14 protein-coding genes are annotated in these 15,134 nt (G+C 68.4%); 1 reads left to right on the top strand and 13 read right to left on the bottom strand.

The window, feature by feature from the left end; translation table 11 throughout:
- Positions 1-9 precede the first annotated feature (9 nt).
- The 11 genes from bamB to AC07YS_RS02870 all read right to left on the bottom strand — a co-directional run bounded on the left by bamB (position 10) and on the right by AC07YS_RS02870 (position 11,968).
- Positions 10-1,152: an outer membrane protein assembly factor BamB gene (gene bamB, locus AC07YS_RS02920; protein WP_062480765.1), complete on the bottom strand. Its 1,143-nt coding sequence runs from the start codon at positions 1,150-1,152 to the stop codon at positions 10-12.
- A 12-nt stretch (positions 1,153-1,164) separates the two neighbouring features.
- Positions 1,165-1,857 carry a YfgM family protein gene (locus AC07YS_RS02915; protein WP_495267444.1) on the bottom strand — a complete coding sequence of 231 codons (693 nt, stop codon included), beginning with the start codon at positions 1,855-1,857 and terminating at the stop codon, positions 1,165-1,167.
- 6 nt (positions 1,858-1,863) lie between these two features.
- Positions 1,864-3,174: a histidine--tRNA ligase gene (gene hisS, locus AC07YS_RS02910; protein WP_487849467.1), complete on the bottom strand. Its 1,311-nt coding sequence runs from the start codon at positions 3,172-3,174 to the stop codon at positions 1,864-1,866.
- Positions 3,175-3,189: 15 nt separating this feature from the next.
- A complete protein-coding gene (ispG, locus tag AC07YS_RS02905; RefSeq protein ID WP_070061008.1) occupies positions 3,190-4,470 on the bottom strand; it encodes a flavodoxin-dependent (E)-4-hydroxy-3-methylbut-2-enyl-diphosphate synthase in 1,281 nt (426 codons plus the stop codon).
- Complete coding sequence (locus AC07YS_RS02900; protein ID WP_495267443.1) at positions 4,467-5,399, bottom strand: helix-turn-helix domain-containing protein; 933 nt, start codon at positions 5,397-5,399, stop codon at positions 4,467-4,469. Before AC07YS_RS02900 ends, ispG begins: the two co-directional genes overlap by 4 nt.
- Entirely contained in the window at positions 5,392-6,243 is an 852-nt protein-coding gene (gene pilW, locus AC07YS_RS02895; protein ID WP_095745652.1) for a type IV pilus biogenesis/stability protein PilW, read from the bottom strand. The genes AC07YS_RS02900 and pilW overlap by 8 nt, the downstream gene beginning before the upstream one ends.
- A 4-nt stretch (positions 6,244-6,247) precedes the next feature.
- Positions 6,248-7,417: a dual-specificity RNA methyltransferase RlmN gene (gene rlmN, locus AC07YS_RS02890; protein ID WP_495267442.1), complete on the bottom strand. Its 1,170-nt coding sequence runs from the start codon at positions 7,415-7,417 to the stop codon at positions 6,248-6,250.
- Positions 7,418-7,438: 21 nt separating this feature from the next.
- Positions 7,439-7,864, bottom strand: coding sequence for a nucleoside-diphosphate kinase (gene ndk / locus AC07YS_RS02885; protein WP_013542117.1), 426 nt, complete (start codon positions 7,862-7,864; stop codon positions 7,439-7,441).
- Positions 7,865-8,016: 152 nt separating this feature from the next.
- Positions 8,017-9,882, bottom strand: coding sequence for a pseudouridine synthase (locus tag AC07YS_RS02880; RefSeq protein WP_495267441.1), 1,866 nt, complete (start codon positions 9,880-9,882; stop codon positions 8,017-8,019).
- On the bottom strand, positions 9,879-10,814 hold the full coding sequence (gene scpB, locus AC07YS_RS02875; RefSeq protein WP_495267440.1) for an SMC-Scp complex subunit ScpB: 936 nt from the start codon (positions 10,812-10,814) through the stop codon (positions 9,879-9,881). Before scpB ends, AC07YS_RS02880 begins: the two co-directional genes overlap by 4 nt.
- A 128-nt stretch (positions 10,815-10,942) precedes the next feature.
- Entirely contained in the window at positions 10,943-11,968 is a 1,026-nt protein-coding gene (locus tag AC07YS_RS02870) for an RluA family pseudouridine synthase (protein WP_495267439.1), read from the bottom strand.
- Positions 11,969-11,982: 14 nt separating this feature from the next.
- On the opposite strand from AC07YS_RS02870, the gene AC07YS_RS02865 reads away from it, so the two are divergent.
- A complete protein-coding gene (locus tag AC07YS_RS02865) occupies positions 11,983-12,792 on the top strand; it encodes an outer membrane protein assembly factor BamD (protein ID WP_070061014.1) in 810 nt (269 codons plus the stop codon).
- Positions 12,793-12,813: 21 nt separating this feature from the next.
- Here AC07YS_RS02865 and yoaA read toward each other — a convergent pair whose 3' ends face one another.
- Both yoaA and AC07YS_RS02855 read right to left on the bottom strand, forming a co-directional pair.
- The gene (gene yoaA, locus AC07YS_RS02860; protein WP_495267438.1) at positions 12,814-14,895 is read right to left on the bottom strand and encodes a DNA repair helicase YoaA; all 2,082 of its coding nucleotides are present in this window, start codon (positions 14,893-14,895) and stop codon (positions 12,814-12,816) included.
- A complete protein-coding gene (locus AC07YS_RS02855; protein ID WP_062481953.1) occupies positions 14,892-15,098 on the bottom strand; it encodes an HP1242/YdcH family protein in 207 nt (68 codons plus the stop codon). Before AC07YS_RS02855 ends, yoaA begins: the two co-directional genes overlap by 4 nt.
- Positions 15,099-15,134 lie beyond the last annotated feature (36 nt).

Genomic DNA, 15,134 nt, shown 5'->3' with positions numbered 1-15,134 from the left:
AAAAAATGATTATTCAGGACGGTAGCCGAAGACACCGCCCTTGGCGGTCACGACGACCACCGTGTTGCCGGCCAGGACCGGCGTCACGGTGATGGCCGAGCCATCGGGCGTCACGCGGTTCAGCAGCGCACCATCTTCGCGCGACACGAAGTGCAGCGTGCCGGTGCTCTCGCCGATGATCAGCGAGCGGCCCACGGCCAGCGGTGCGGTCAGTTCGCGGTTCTTCAGGCGGCTCATCTGCCAGGCGCGTTCGCCGTCGGCGCGACGCCAGGCGGTAACGCTGCCATCCGACTCGGTGCCATAGAGAAAGCGCTCGTCGCCGCTCACGCCATCAGCGCCCGAGGCCGGCTTGCTCCAGAGCAGCTGGCCGCGCAGCGTGTCGACGCAGCCGACGCTGGCGTAGTAGGCGCGTGCGCAGACCGTGTCGCCGTAGCGGCTCACGCTGCCGGTCAGGTCGACCAAGCGTTCCACGTCGTTGGTGCCGCGCGGCGCGGCGATCGGAGCTTCCCAGCGCGAGCTGCCGTTGCCGGGGTTCATGCCGACGAGTCGGCCGCCCAGACCGGCAACCAGCGTGTCGCCGACCGCGATCAGGACGCCCGACTTGCGCAGCACGAGGTTTTCGCCCGGGCGCTGCTGCTGCCACAGGCGGCGGCCGCTCTGGCCGTCCCAGGCGCTGACGCTGCGGTCGGCGGTCTGCACGAAGACGCGGCGGCCGGCCACCAGCGGTGCGGTGAAGGCCTGGGCCGACAGGCGCTGCTTCCACAGCACCTTGCCGTTCTCGATGGCGACCACTTCGTTGTTGGTGGTGACCACGGCCGTCAGCGAACCGTCGCTGCCGACACCGGCCGCGAGCGGCGCGCCGGCGCTGGCGCGCCAGGTCTCGCGACCGGCGCGGGCATCGATGGCGACGACCGTGCCGTCGCTGCCGGCCACGGTCACGATGTCACCGCTGACATCGGCGGTGAGCGGGAATTCGACGCCCGGAATCCGCACGTTCCAGGCCTGGCGCACACCCATCAGGGACGGGTTGGCCGGCAGCTCGGCGGGCTTGGGCTTGCCGGAGCCCGAGCAGGCGGCCAGGAGCGCTACCAGAACAAGAGCAGAACCCGCGCGCAGGGCGGTCGATTCAGGCATGAAACGCTTGAAATTCATGAGGGTGTGCGATCAGGAGTTCTTGGGGACGGCGGGCGTCACGGTGACGGTCGGCGCCAGGGTCTTCGGGTCGACACCGACCGCGTTGAGCTTGATCTCGACTAGGCGGCGGTAGTCCGAGCCGGCGCCCAGGCCGGTCCAGGCCTTGCGGTACTCGGCCTGCGCCTCGTCGCGCTTGCCTTGCGCCATGTAGATGTCGCCCTTGCGGTCGGCCACCAGCGGTTCGAATTCGGTCGGCACCTTGCCGTCGAGTTGCTTGAGCGCGTCGTCATAGGACTTGGCGTCGAGCAGCTCGGCCGCGAGCCGCAGCTTGGCGATGGCCTGGTAACCCGGGTCGACGGCGTTCTGCGCAACCCAGCCCAGCGCGGCGCGCGAGCCATCGGCATTGTCCTTGTCGAACAGCGTCTTGGCGACCAGCAGGCCGGCCTGCTGCGCGTAGGCGGTGCCAGCGAAGCGGTCCTTCATGTCGGTCATCACGCGCTGAATACGCTCGACGTCGCCCGACTGCGTGCTGCGCTCGACCTCGTCATAGAGGGCCGCGGCCTGGGCAGCCTTGGTGCGCTGGTAGTACTGCCAGCCATTCCAGGCCACGAAGGCCCCGGCGACGAGCAGCACGGTCCAGGTGATCAGGGTGCCGTAGGTGTTCCAGAAATGCTTGAGCTGGTCGAGCTGTTCCTGTTCTTCGAGGTCGAGATGGGTGGCCATGCGCTGTCAGAGGTTGGGAGCCGGCGATTGTAGGGTGGCGGCCCAGGTGGTCACTTCAGCAAGTGAACGGGCGGACTGCGCAACGCTGGCGTCGCGCAAGGCCTTGAGAGTCACTTCACCGCGCGCAAGTTCATCGGCGCCGAAGATCAGGGCGTAGGCGGCGCCGCTGGCGTCCGCCTTGCGCATCTGCGCCTTGAAGCTCGCCAGGCCCTCGGCGGTGCTGGCGTGCATCTGCACGCGCACGCCGGTTTCGCGCAACTGCTGCAAGGCGCGCAGCACGACGGGCATCGAAGCGGCATCAGGCACGATGGCATAGACATCGGGCACCGGTGCCGGCACTTCGGCGCCCTGCTCTTTCAGCAGGTCGAGCACGCGCTCGACGCCGATGGCCCAACCCACGGCGGGCGCCGGCTTGCCGCCGATCTGCGCGATGAGGTCGTCGTAGCGGCCGCCGGCGCACACCGTGCCCTGCGCACCGAGGCGGTCGGTCACGAACTCGAACACCGTGAGGTTGTAGTAGTCGAGCCCGCGCACGAGGCGCGGATTGATCGTGAAAGCGATGTCGTTGGCCTTGAGGATGGCCTGCAACCCTTCGAAGTGCGCTAGCGATTCGGCACCGAGAAAGTCGATCAGCTTCGGCGCCGACTCGACCACCTCTTTCATCGCCGGGTTCTTCGTGTCGAGGATGCGCAGCGGGTTGCTGTGCAGGCGGCGCTTGCCGTCCTCGTCGAGCTTGTCGGCGTGCTGCTCGAAGTGGGCGATGAGCTGGGCGCGGTGCAGCGCACGCTCGGCCGGCTGGCCCAGGCTGTTGAGTTCCAGGCGCACGTCGGTCAGGCCGATGGCCTTCCACAACGCGGTGGCCAGCAGGATCAGTTCGGCGTCGACATCGGGGCCGGCAAAGCCGAGCGCCTCGGCGCCGATCTGGTGGAACTGGCGGAAGCGCCCACGCTGCGGCTTTTCGCGGCGGAACATCGGGCCCGTGTACCAGAGGCGCTTGGGACCTTCGTAGAGCATGTTGTGCTCGATCACGGCACGCACGAGGCCGGCCGTGTTCTCGGGGCGCATCGCCAGGTGCTCCGACTGCCCATGCTTGTCCGAACGGTCTTCGAAGGCGTACATCTCCTTCTCGACGATGTCCGTCACCTCGCCGATGCCGCGCACGAACAGCGCCGTGTGCTCCAGGATCGGGGTGCGGACATTGCGGTACGCATAGCGCCCCATCAGCTCGCGCACGGTGGCCTCGAGCCACTCCCAGCGCGCCGATTCGGGCGGCAATATGTCGTTCATGCCTTTGACGGCATTCAATTTTTCAGCCATGAGTCTGCGGAGGTGTCAGGCCAGGACAGCGTGTTCGCTGCCGAAGCGCTTTTCGATGTAGGTTTCGACGAGTTGGTGGAACTCGTTGGCGATATTGTCGCCGCGCAGCGTGAGGGCCTTTTCGCCGTCGATGAAGACCGGCGCGGCCGGCGCTTCGCCGGTGCCGGGCAGGCTGATGCCGATGTCGGCGTGCTTGCTCTCGCCGGGGCCGTTGACGATGCAACCCATGACGGCCACCTTCAGCGTCTCGACACCGGGGTATTTCTTGCGCCAGACCGGCATCTGCAGGCGCAGGTAGTCGTCGATCTGCTTGGCCAGTTCCTGGAACGTGGTGCTCGTGGTGCGGCCGCAGCCCGGGCAGGCCGTGACGCTCGGCACGAACACGCGCAGGCCCAGGGCCTGGAGGATTTCGTTGGCGATCAGCACTTCCTGCGTGCGCGACTCGCCCGGCTGCGGCGTGAGCGACACGCGGATCGTGTCGCCGATGCCCTCTTGCAGCAGGATCGACAGCGCCGTGGCCGAGGCCACCGTGCCCTTGGTGCCCATGCCGGCTTCGGTCAGGCCCAGGTGCAGCGGGTTGTCGCAGCGCTTTGCAAGCTCGCGGTAGACCGAGATCAGGTCCTGCACGCCGCTCACCTTGCACGACAGGATGACCTGGTTGCCGGCCATGCCCATCGATTCGGCCAGCTTGGCGGACTCGATGGCCGAGGTGATCAGCGCCTCGTACATCACCTGCTTGGCATCCCAGGGCTCGGCGCGCTGGCTGTTGGTGTCCATCAGGCTGGCGAGCAGTTCCTGGTCGAGGCTGCCCCAGTTCACGCCGATGCGCACCGGCTTGTTCCAGCGCATCGCCGCGTCGATCATCTGGCCGAACTGCTTGTCCTTCTTGTCGCCCTTGCCCACGTTGCCGGGGTTGATGCGGTACTTGCTCAGCGCCTCGGCGCAGGCCGGATAGTCGGTGAGCAGGCGGTGGCCGTTGTAGTGGAAGTCGCCGATCAGCGGCACATCGATGCCCATGCGATCGAGCTGCTCGCGGATGTAGGGCACCTGGGCGGCGGCTTCGGGCGTGTTGACAGTGATGCGGACCATCTCGGAGCCCGCGATGGCGAGCTCCTTGACCTGGATCGCGGTGCCGATGGCATCGACCGTGTCGGTGTTGGTCATCGACTGCACGCGCGTGGGCGCGTCGCCCCCCACCGTGACGATGCGCGGGCCCCAGACCACGCTGGCCTGGCGCGAGCGGCGCGCCTTGGGCGCCGCCGATTCGATGGGTTGGGGAGTGCAGTCGGTTGTCACGATTTCACCTCGAAACGCGCCACGCCGCCGCCGCGGGTGACAGGCTTCAGATCGTAGGGCTTTCCGTTCACCTGCACATCGACGGCCGATGCACGCCCCACCACCACGGACAACGGCAGCGTGCCCGACAGCCCGACGGTCTCGCCGACCTGCAGGCTGCGACGCAGCAACTGCTTGCCGCCGGCTTCGGTGACGGTGATCCAGCATTCCTCGCGCGCCACGAAGACGAGCTGCTGGCTGCTGGCGGTGCTGGCGGTGTTGGCGCTGGTGTTGGCGACGGCCGCGAGGGGCGCGGAGGCCGGGGCGGCTGGCGCGGCGGCGACCGGTGCAGCGCCCACGGGGCCGGTCGGCGCCACGGCCTGCGTCGGCACGGGCTCCGAGACATCGGCCGGATCGGCGGGCGGCGGCATGGTTTCGCCCTCGTTCTTTGCGGTCAGCCGCGCGACGGAGGCGCCGATCTGGTCGAACGCCGACTGCGGCATCCAGAACAGCACGCCGGCGCCGATCAAGAGCAGCACCACGACCGTCAGCAGCGCGCGCGACGGCAGGCCGCCGGAGCGTCCACCGTTCCAGCGCGGCGTGTCGGAGACCACGCGGGCATTCAGCGTGCGGTTGGTTTCGGCCAGCGGTGCGCGTTGCGCGCCCGGCAGCTTGGCGAGCACAGGCGCCGGATCGATGCGCAGTGCGCGGCACACGCTGCTGGCCAGGGCCCGGGCGAACACCGGGTCGGGCAGCGAGGCGATGTCGTCGGCCTCGAGCGCGATCAGCTTTTGCGGCGGCACCTTGAGCGCCGCGGCCACCATCTCGATGTGCAGGCCATGCGCTTCGCGCGCCTCGCGCAGCATGTCGCCGGCCGTCTTGTGCGCGACGTCGCCTTCTGCCAGCGGCAGTGCCGCGGACGTCCCGAACTCCGAAACCCGTTCAGTCATTGAAATTCCCGCGCTCGTACGCCATTGCCTCCCGCGATTGAGGGAAACGTCGTTGCAGTTGACCGCCCAGCTGCGCGACAGCCTCGCGGTTGTTGAGCTTCCGTTCGATCTTGATGCCGAGCCAGAGCGTCTCGGCATTGGCCGAGGGGCTGTTGTTGACACGGCGGACGTAGAACTGCGCGCGCGACCATTCTTCGCGCTGCGCCAGCACCGAGGCCAGGTTGAAGCCGACCACCGGATTGCCGGCGTCGAGCTCGTAGGCCTGCAGGAGGCTGCGCTCGGCCTGCGGCCGCTGGCCGGCCTTGAGCTCGCAGACCCCCTGAGTCATGAGCGTCTTGGCACGGTCGGCATAGCTGGGCACGGCCAGTGCCGCGGCGAACTGCTGCGCGGCGTCGCCGTAGCGGTTCTGCTGGCACAGCAGCCAGCCATAGTTGTGGCGCGTGTTGGCGTCGCGCGGATTGATTGCGACCGCGCGGCGGAAGCTGTCTTCGGCCTGGCCGGCGTCGTCCAGCCGCATGTAGACCAGGCCGCGCAGGTTGTAGGCGTCGGCGTAGTTCGGGTCGATGGCCAGCACCTGCTTGAGCTCTTCGAGGGCGACCGAGGGCTGGCCGTGTTCGAAATAGCCGGCCGCCAGCTCCATCCGCAGGCGGGCACGGCGACGGTTGTTTTCGTCGACGTCGGTCACGGCAGTGGTACCGCTGTCGGCCCCACTGCCGACAAGCCCGGTGGTGGTGGTTCGCGTGTTGACGCAGCCCGCGAGAAGAAGCGCCACGGCGACGCTCGCGATTCCTGCGCTCAGCACTCGCTGCACGCTCGCGGTCGTCGTCGGAAAGGCCATGCTCATTGCGTCAATGCTCCTGGGGAACGGTGGTCTTGGGGGTGTTGGCGCGGGGCGGGTGCAGAACGACGGGACGCTCGGCCACCGCCGCACGGCGCTGGGCCATGCGCTCGGCCGCACGGGTGCGGTCTTTCACGTCGCCGGCGAGTTGTCCGCAGGCGGCGTCGATGTCGTCACCGCGCGTCTTGCGCACGGTGGTCACGAGGCCCGCTTCGCTCAGCGTGCGGGCAAAGGCCAGCACGCGCGGTTGCGGCGAGCGCAGCAGGCCCGACGCCGGAAAGGGGTTGAACGGAATCAGGTTGAACTTGCACGAGACGTCGTGCTTGCGCACGAGCTCGATCAGCTGGCGCGCATGCTCGGGCTGGTCGTTCACGCCGTCCAGCATGCAGTATTCGAAGGTGATGAAGTCGCGCGGCGCATGCACGAGGTAGCGCTTGCAGGCCTCGAGCAGTTCGGCGATCGGGTACTTGCGATTGAGCGGCACGAGGTCGTCGCGCAGCGCATCGTTGGGCGCATGCAGCGAGACGGCCATGGCCACGGCGCAATCGGTGCCCAGGCGGTCGATCATCGGCACCACGCCGGAGGTCGACACGGTGACACGGCGGCGCGACAGCCCGTAGGCGTTGTCGTCGAGCATGGTGCGCAAGGCGGGCACCAGCGCAGAGTAGTTCTGCAGCGGCTCGCCCATGCCCATCATCACCACGTTGGAGATGACGCGCTCGCTGCGATTCAGGTGCTTGCGCAGGAAGTGCTCGGCGAACCAGAGCTGGGCGACGATTTCGCCCGTGGTGAGATTGCGGCTGAAGCCCTGATGCCCGGTCGAGCAAAAGCGGCAGCCCACGGCGCAACCGGCCTGCGACGACACGCACAGCGTGCCGCGGTCGTCTTCGGGAATGAACACGGCCTCGACCGCATCGCCGCCGCCGACGTCGAACAGCCACTTGATCGTGCCGTCCTTGGATTCATGCTGCGTGAGGACCGACAGGGCCTCCACGCGCGCGGTGGTCGCGAGTTTCTCGCGCAGCGACTTCGCCAGATCGGTCATCTGGGTGAAGTCGCTGGCGCCACGCTGGTGGATCCAGCGGAACAGCTGCGTGGCGCGGAATTTTTTCTCGCCGAGTTTTTCGCAGAACGCAGCCAGCCCGTCGAGATCGAATTCGAGCAGATTGGCTGTGGTCATGAATTCAGGCGAGCAACGGCTTCAGCGTGCGTAGACGTTGAGGCCGGCGAAGAAGAACGACACTTCGTTGGCAGCCGTTTCGGGCGCGTCCGAGCCGTGAACGGCGTTGGCATCGATGCTGTCGGCAAAGTCGGCGCGGATGGTGCCGGCGGCTGCCTTCTTGGGGTCCGTGGCGCCCATCAGGTCACGGTTCTTGGCGATGGCGTTCTCGCCTTCGAGCACTTGCACGAACACGGGGCCCGAGATCATGAACTCGACGAGGTCCTTGAAGAAGGGACGCTCCTTGTGCACCGAGTAGAACTGCTCGGCTTCGTTGCGCGACAGGTGAACCAGCTTGGCGGCGACGATCTTGAGGCCAGCAGCCTCGAAGCGGGAAACGATCTTGCCGATGACGTTCTTGGCGACGGCGTCGGGCTTGATGATGGAAAGGGTACGTTCGATAGCCATTGAAATGCTTCCTGAGCTTTGATTTTGAAGTGTTTTGTCACAACTGCAACGAGTTTGTTTCGTGGCACGTCGACAAAGCCTCTGATTTTAACCGGCGCGACCTGCGGGATTGGTGAAAACCCCGCGAAAGGCCGCGCTCCGACGGCTGGCTTTCAGCGTCCGCGGCGGCGTCCGCCGCCACCACCGCCAAAGCCACCACCGCCGCCTTGCGAGCCGCCACCACCGCCGCGACGCCCCGGACCGCCGCGCTGCTCCTTGCGCTGGCGCGAGAAGCTGTCGGCACCGATGTAGCCGAGCGAGGTCTTCATCGGATCGGGCTGGTTCGCACCGCCGCCACCGCCAGCACCCGCCGACCGGTTGCCACCGCCGCCCTGCCCTTGCCCCTGGCCACCCTGGCGGTTGCCCGGGCCGGCGTTGCCGCGACGTCCCTGCTGCGGCGGACCACCATTGCCACCGCCCCGGTTGGGACCACCGCGCCCTCCGCGCTCGCCACGCGGCGGACGACCGTCGCCCAGCGGGCTCGGAATCGGCGCCTCGCGGCCTTCGCCGCGCGCTTCACGCGGCTGGCCGCCCCCCATGCCGCCGTTGCGGTTGTTGTTGTTGCCGCGGCGCTTCTTGTTCCGGCCGTTGCGACCGCCACCCTCCGGCCCGCCGGGACCGCGTTGCGACGGACCCGCCGGTCGCGCCTGCGCACCGCCCGAGGCCTGGAACAGCGCCTGGATGTCGCGCTCGTCGAGCTCCATCCAGGCACCGCGCTTGAGACCGCGCGGCAACACCATCGCTCCGTAGCGGATGCGGATGAGCCGGCTGACCGCATGGCCCACCGACTCGAACAGGCGGCGCACCTCGCGATTGCGGCCTTCGGAAATGGTCACGCGGTACCAGCAGTTGGAGCCTTCGCCACCACCGTCTTCGATGGTGCCGAACTGCGCCATGCCGTCGTCCAGGCGCACGCCCTCGAGCAGCTTCTTCCTTTCTTCGCTGGTGAGCGCACCCAGCACGCGCACCGCGTACTCGCGCTCCAGGCCGAAGCGCGGGTGCATGAGCTGGTTGGCCAGGTCGCCGGAGCTGCTGAACAGCAGCAGGCCTTCGGTGTTCAGATCGAGCCGGCCGACCGACTGCCACTTGCCCTGCTGCAGACGCGGCAGCTTGCGAAACACCGTCGGGCGGTTCTGCGGGTCGTCGTGCGTGACGACCTCGCCCACGGGCTTGTGGTACGCGATCACGCGCGGCGGCGGCGGTGCAATGCGGTAGCGGATCGGCTTGCCGTTGATCTTGACCTGGTCGCCGTACTGGATGCGCTGGCCGATGTGGGCCGGCTCGTTGTTGACCGAGATGCGACCCTGCAGGATGAGTTGCTCCATCTCGAGGCGCGAGCCGAGGCCGGCCTGTGCCAGCACCTTGTGCAGCTTGGGCGAATCGGCCTCGGGCAGCAGCACGCGCTTGAGCGGCGGCACCTCGGGGCTTTCCTCGTCGGCGTCGAACTGGCCGGAGATGACGTCGGCAAAACGGATCGGCTCGGTCGGCGGCGCATTGCGCTGCTCGCGCTCGGCGGCACGGCGGGCGCGGTCGAGGTCGTCTTCCTCTTCGTCGGGCTCGTCTTCCTCGTCTTCCTCGTCGTCTTCGTCGTCCCCGCGGTCGTCGTCCTGGTCCTCGTCGGACGCCTGGGCACGCTGTGCTTCGACCGGTGCCGGCTCGTTTGCCTCGGCTGCCGCCACTTCCGCAGCCACGGGCGCCACATCGGGCTGGACCGTCGCGGGAGCTTCCGCAGCAGGAGCGACTTCCGCCGCGCTCACCAATTGCTCATCGGCAGCCGGCGCCTCGACCACCTTCTTCTTGCGGGGTGCACGCGGCTTCTTCGGCGCTTCCCCGGCCTCGGCCCCTGCTGGCTCTGCGGGCGCAGCGACGGATTCAACAGCAACTTCCGTCACCTTCTTGGGCGTGGCGGCCCGCTTCCGCTTCTTGACTTCGGGTTCGACCGGCAGCATCGCTGCGTCGTCGGTGTCGGATGAGCTCATGGGGTTTTTCCGGGAGAAACAGCGTGGGGGTCGTGGGGGTCGGTCTCGTCCGCTGCGGGGGACGGGACGTCGGATTCGGGTTCTTCGGGCGCGGCGGCCGCTTCGGGTTCGGCGGGCGGCTCGCCGGTTTCTGGCTCGGGCACAGGCAGCGCCTCATCGACGGGCTCGGCGGCCTCAGCGATCGCCACCACCTCTTCGGCAAACTCCGCCGCATCGGTCGAGACGACTTCCGCCAGCTCAGCCGACTCAGGCGGCGCATCGACCATGGCGAGTTCGGGCTGCACACCTTCTTCTCCATCCACCAGCGCTGCGGGCTCTGCAGATTCCGCAACGGCCTCTTCCGCCGCATCGCCGTCGATCGGCAGCCCCGGCTGGTCGCCCGCGGCCTGCTGCAGTGCGTCAACCAGCGCCGCCTGCTGCGCGGGCGTTTCCACCAGCGGCAGCTGGTCCAGCGAGGCCAACCCCAGGTCGTCGAGGAACTGGCGGGTGGTCGCGTAGAGCGCGGGCCGGCCGACCGTTTCGCGGTGGCCGATCACCTCGACCCAGCCGCGGTCTTCGAGCTGCTTCAGGATCAGGGAGTTGATCGTGACGCCGCGGATGTCTTCCATGTCGCCGCGCGTGGCCGGCTGCCGGTAGGCAATGATGGCCAGCGTCTCGAGCGCGGCGCGCGTGTAGCGCGGCGGCTTCTCGGGATGCAGGCGATCGAGGGCATCGCGCATCTCGGGCCGGCTCTGGAAACGCCAGCCGCTGCCGACGCTCACCAGCTCCAGGCCGCGTTGCGCCCAGTCTTCCTGCAGTTCGAGCAACAGCACCTTGATCGTGTCCACGCCCAGCTCGTCGTCGAACAGCACGCGCATGTCGCGCACCGGCAGCGGCTGGCTCGAACAGATCAAGGCGGTTTCGAGAATGCGCTTGGCATCCGCCGTATTCATGGTTCGCGTTATCCGGAAAAAGGCGCCTGGCGACGCTTGTTCAGATGGATGGAAGGGGTAGGCGTTGCCGGCACGCGGCGAGTGCAACGCAAGGCCGGCATCGGGTGGCCGGCGCGGCCCTCGGGCCGTCAGGCGCGATTGTAATCCAGCCCCCAGGTCTGCAAAGCCTGCGCCAGATCGGGCGGCGGCGGCGAGCGGAACTCCATCGCCTGCTGCGTGACGGGATGCACGAACGCCAGCCGGAACGCATGCAGCGCCTGCCGCGACAGGCCCGCCGCGGGCGCGCCGCCATACAGCGCGTCGCCGACCAGCGGATGGCCGATCGCCGCCATGTGCACGCGGATCTGGTGGGTGCGGCCGGTTTCGAGCGTGCAGCGCACCGCGCAGCCTTCGGTGTGGCTGTCGAGCCGCTCGATCAGGGTGCGCGCGGTCTTGCCCGCGTGGCGCTCCAGGTCGACCACGGCCATGCGCAGCCGGTTGCGCGGATCGCGACCGATCGGCGCATCGACCTGCCGCGCCGCCGCACCTTCCCAGGCCTTGTGCCCCATCGCCAGGTACTGGCGCTTCACCTCGCGCGCGGCGATCAGCGCCACCATGGCGTCCATCGCGGCCCGCGTGCGCGCTACCACCATCAGGCCGCTGGTGTCGCGGTCGAGGCGGTGCACGATGCCCGCGCGCGGCAGCAGCACGGCCTTCGGGTCGAGCGCCAGCAGCCCGTTCAGCAGCGTGCCGCTCCAGTGGCCCGGCGCCGGATGCACCACCAGGCCGGCCGGCTTGTCGATGATCCGCAGGTGCTCGTCCTCGTGGACCGTGACCAGCGCCATCGCCTCGGGCCGGAAGGCCTGGCTCTGGGGCGTGGGCCGCAGCTCGATGCGCCCCGACTGGCCCGCGCGCACCGTGGCAGAGACCTTGGTGAGCGTGCGCCCTTGCAGCTCGACGGCGCCAGCCTCAATGAGTTGCTGAAGGTAACTGCGCGAAAACTCGGGCACCAGCGCGGCCAGGGCGCGGTCGAGCCGCTGCCCGTGCTGCGCGGCGTCGATGGCGAAAGGCCGCAGCTCGCTGGGCTCCGCGAGATCGGCACCCTCTTCAGGTTCAGGCCCTTCCGGGGGATCGGTCAGGGGGTCGGTCGATATAATTGAGGGCAACTGTTTCACGAAAGCCGTATGTGATGTTTCGCGCCAAATTATCGGTCCCTGCCTGGATCGCGCTCAGCGCGGCGGCCCTTCTCGTCGCCGGTTGCGGTTCCACCACCAAGGAAGACAAGACCGCGAACTGGAGCCCCAACCGCATCTACTCGGAAGCCAAAGACGAAGTCGGCTCCGGCGCCTACGACAAGGCGGTGCCGCTGTACGAGAAGCTCGAAGGCCGTGCCGCCGGCACGCCGCTGGCCCAGCAGGCCCAGCTCGAAAAGGCCTACGCCCAGCACAAGGCCGGCGAAAAAGCCAACGCCATCGCCACGCTCGATCGCTTCATGAAGCTGCACCCGGCCAGCCCGGCGTTCGACTACGCGCTCTACCTGAAGGGCGTGATCAACTTCAACGACGACCTGGGCATGTTCGCGTTCCTGACGCGCCAGGACCTGTCCGAGCGCGACCAGAAGGCCGCCAAGGAATCGTTCGAATCCTTCCGTGACCTCGTGACGCGCTTCCCCGAGTCGCGCTACGCGCCCGACGCGCGCCAGCGCATGAACTACATCGTGAACTCGCTCGCGCAGTACGAAGTTCACGTGGCCCGCTATTACTACTCGCGTGGCGCCTACCTGGCGGCCATCAACCGGGCGCAGATCGCGCTGTCCGACTACCGCGAAGTGCCGGCGCTCGAAGAAGCCCTGTACATCATGGTGAAGTCGTACGACGCACTCGGCATGAAGGACCTGCGCGACGACGCACAACGCGTGCTGACCACCAACTACCCGCAGAGCACCTACCTGGCGAACGGCTTCAAGGGCAGCACCGACCCCTGGTGGAAGCTCTGGTAATCCAGCGCCTCCCGATAGATATCAGTAAGGTTTCCTGAGCGCGTCGATCGCGCTCTCGAAATCCGCTTCGGTTTCCAGCCGGCGCATCGGCGGCAACGCCGCAAGCAGCCGCCGGCCATAGCCCATCGCCACGAGGCGCGTGTCGCAGATCGCGAGCACGCCGCTGTCGGTTTCACGGCGAATGAGGCGCCCTGCCCCTTGTTTCAATGCCACGGCCGCCTCGGGCAGCGAGTAATCGCTGAACGAGCTGCGCCCCTGCGCTTCGAGCCGCTGCGAGCGAGCCTCCACCAGCGGATCGTTGGGCGGCGGAAAAGGCAGCTTGTCGATCACCACGAACTGCAGCGCGTCGCCCGGCGCATCGAAGCCTTCCCAGAACGAGGCCGACGCCACCAGCACGCAGCCCGCGCGCCCGTTGCTCGCGCCTTCGCGAAAGCGGTCCATGAGCACGCGCTTGGGCAGCTCGCCCTGCACCAGCACCTCGGGCCGTGCTTCTGTCTGGAGCAGCTCGAACTGCTGGCGCATCGCATCGCCGATGGTGCGCAGCGCACGCAGCGTGGTGGTGAGCACCAGCGTGCGCCCGCCGAGTTCGGCGGCGCCGTGTGCGGCCAGCTTGGCCACCTGCTGGCTGTGCGTGGGATCGTTGGGCTTCGGAAAGGCCCGCGGCACGTAGATCGCCGCCTGCGAGGCGTAGTCGAAGGGGCTTTGCACGCGCAGCACTTCGGCGTCGCGCAGGCCGCAGGGCTCAGTGAACCAGCGCAGCGTCGGGTCGTCGCCCAGCGTGGCGGAGGTGAAGACCCAGGCGCGGCGGCTGTCTTCCTGCGGAGGCGGCGGGACGGCGCCGTGCGCGGGGTCTTCCTCGTCGTCGCCATAGGGCAGGTCGGGCTCCACAGGCTCGTCGGCCAGCTTGAGCACCCGCTTGCGCATCGCATCGGCGATGTCGAGCGGCGACTCGATCAGCCGCAGCTGCGTGCCCACGTCGACCCAGCGCACGGAGTCGAGTTCGCACGGCTGCGCGAAACGCGCCGTGCGCTTGGCGAGCTGGCGCGCGCGCTCGTGCAGGCGCACGAAGTCGGGCGAGATCTCGCTCACCGTGTCCAGCCCGTCGGCGGCCAGCACGAAGGCGTCCTGCAGGTCGTCGAGCGCGCCCTGCCAGGATTCGGCATTCACACCCTCGGGGGCCGGGCCGATCCAGCGCAGCTTGGCGCCCGGCCATTGCTTGCCGACCACCAGCCGCAGCTCGCGCGCCGCGCGTTCGACCCCTGCCACCAGCTGCTGCCAGTCGACCAGCCCGCGCGCATGCTGCAGGCCCGCGCCGAGCATGTCGCGCGCGAAGTCGAGCGCCTGCCCGCTGCCGAGTTGCGCGCCCAGGAACTGCACGCCGGTCTCGTTGAGCTGGTGTGCTTCGTCGAACACGACGACGCTCACGGTCGGCAGCAGTTCGGCCATGCCGGTCTCGCGCACCGCGAGGTCGGCGAAGAACAGGTGGTGGTTGATGACCACGATGTCGGCCGCCAGCGCCTCGCGCCGCGCCAGGTTGACGTGGCAGGCCTTGAACTGCGGACATTGCGCGCCCAGGCAGTTCTCGCGCGTGGAGGTGATCAGCGGGATCAGCGGCGAACGTTCGTCGAGCCCCGGCAGTTCGGCGAGGTCGCCGGTGCGCGTGGCTTTCGACCACTGCTCGATCTTTGCCAGCGTGCGCAGGCTGCCGCGCTCGGGCAGCGAGGCGTCGTGGCGCGCCATGTCGAGGCGGTGCAGGCACAGGTAGCTGCCCCGCCCTTTCAGCAGCGCCGTGCGTATCGGCAGCGCGAAGGCCTCGACGAGGCGCGGCAGGTCGCGGCCGAACAGCTGGTCTTGCAGGGTCTTCGTGGCGGTCGAGAGCAGCACGCGCTCGCCGCTCAGCAGCGCCGGCACGAGGTACGAGAAGGTCTTGCCCACGCCGGTACCGGCCTCGACCACGAGGATGCCACCGTCGGAGATGGTGCGGGCCACGGCCATCGCCATCTCGGTCTGGCCGCCGCGTTCGCGGAACTGCTCGGCGGCCTGCGACAGCACCCCGTCCTGCGCGAACGCATCGCGCACCTGGTTTTCGAGCGGCGACGTCACGCCGGTTCTTTCGGGTCGAGCGCGTTCTCGAGCTGGGCGATCTGGTCGCGCAGGGCGAGGCGGCGCTTTTTCAGGCGGCGCATCAGCAGTTCGTCCTGCGGCGTGCCATCTTCCGAGAGCCGGTCGATGGTGGCGTCGAGGTCGGCATGCGCGATGCGCAGCTCGATCAGCTGACGGGAAAGGGAATGAAGATTGGAGTCCAACGGTGGGGGTGCGCGTGCCGCATGGGGCCGCGCGTG

It is taken from the genome of Variovorax sp. GW458-11-26-14-LB1, from assembly GCF_059423965.1.
This window is presented reverse-complemented; position numbering and strand designations above follow the sequence as displayed.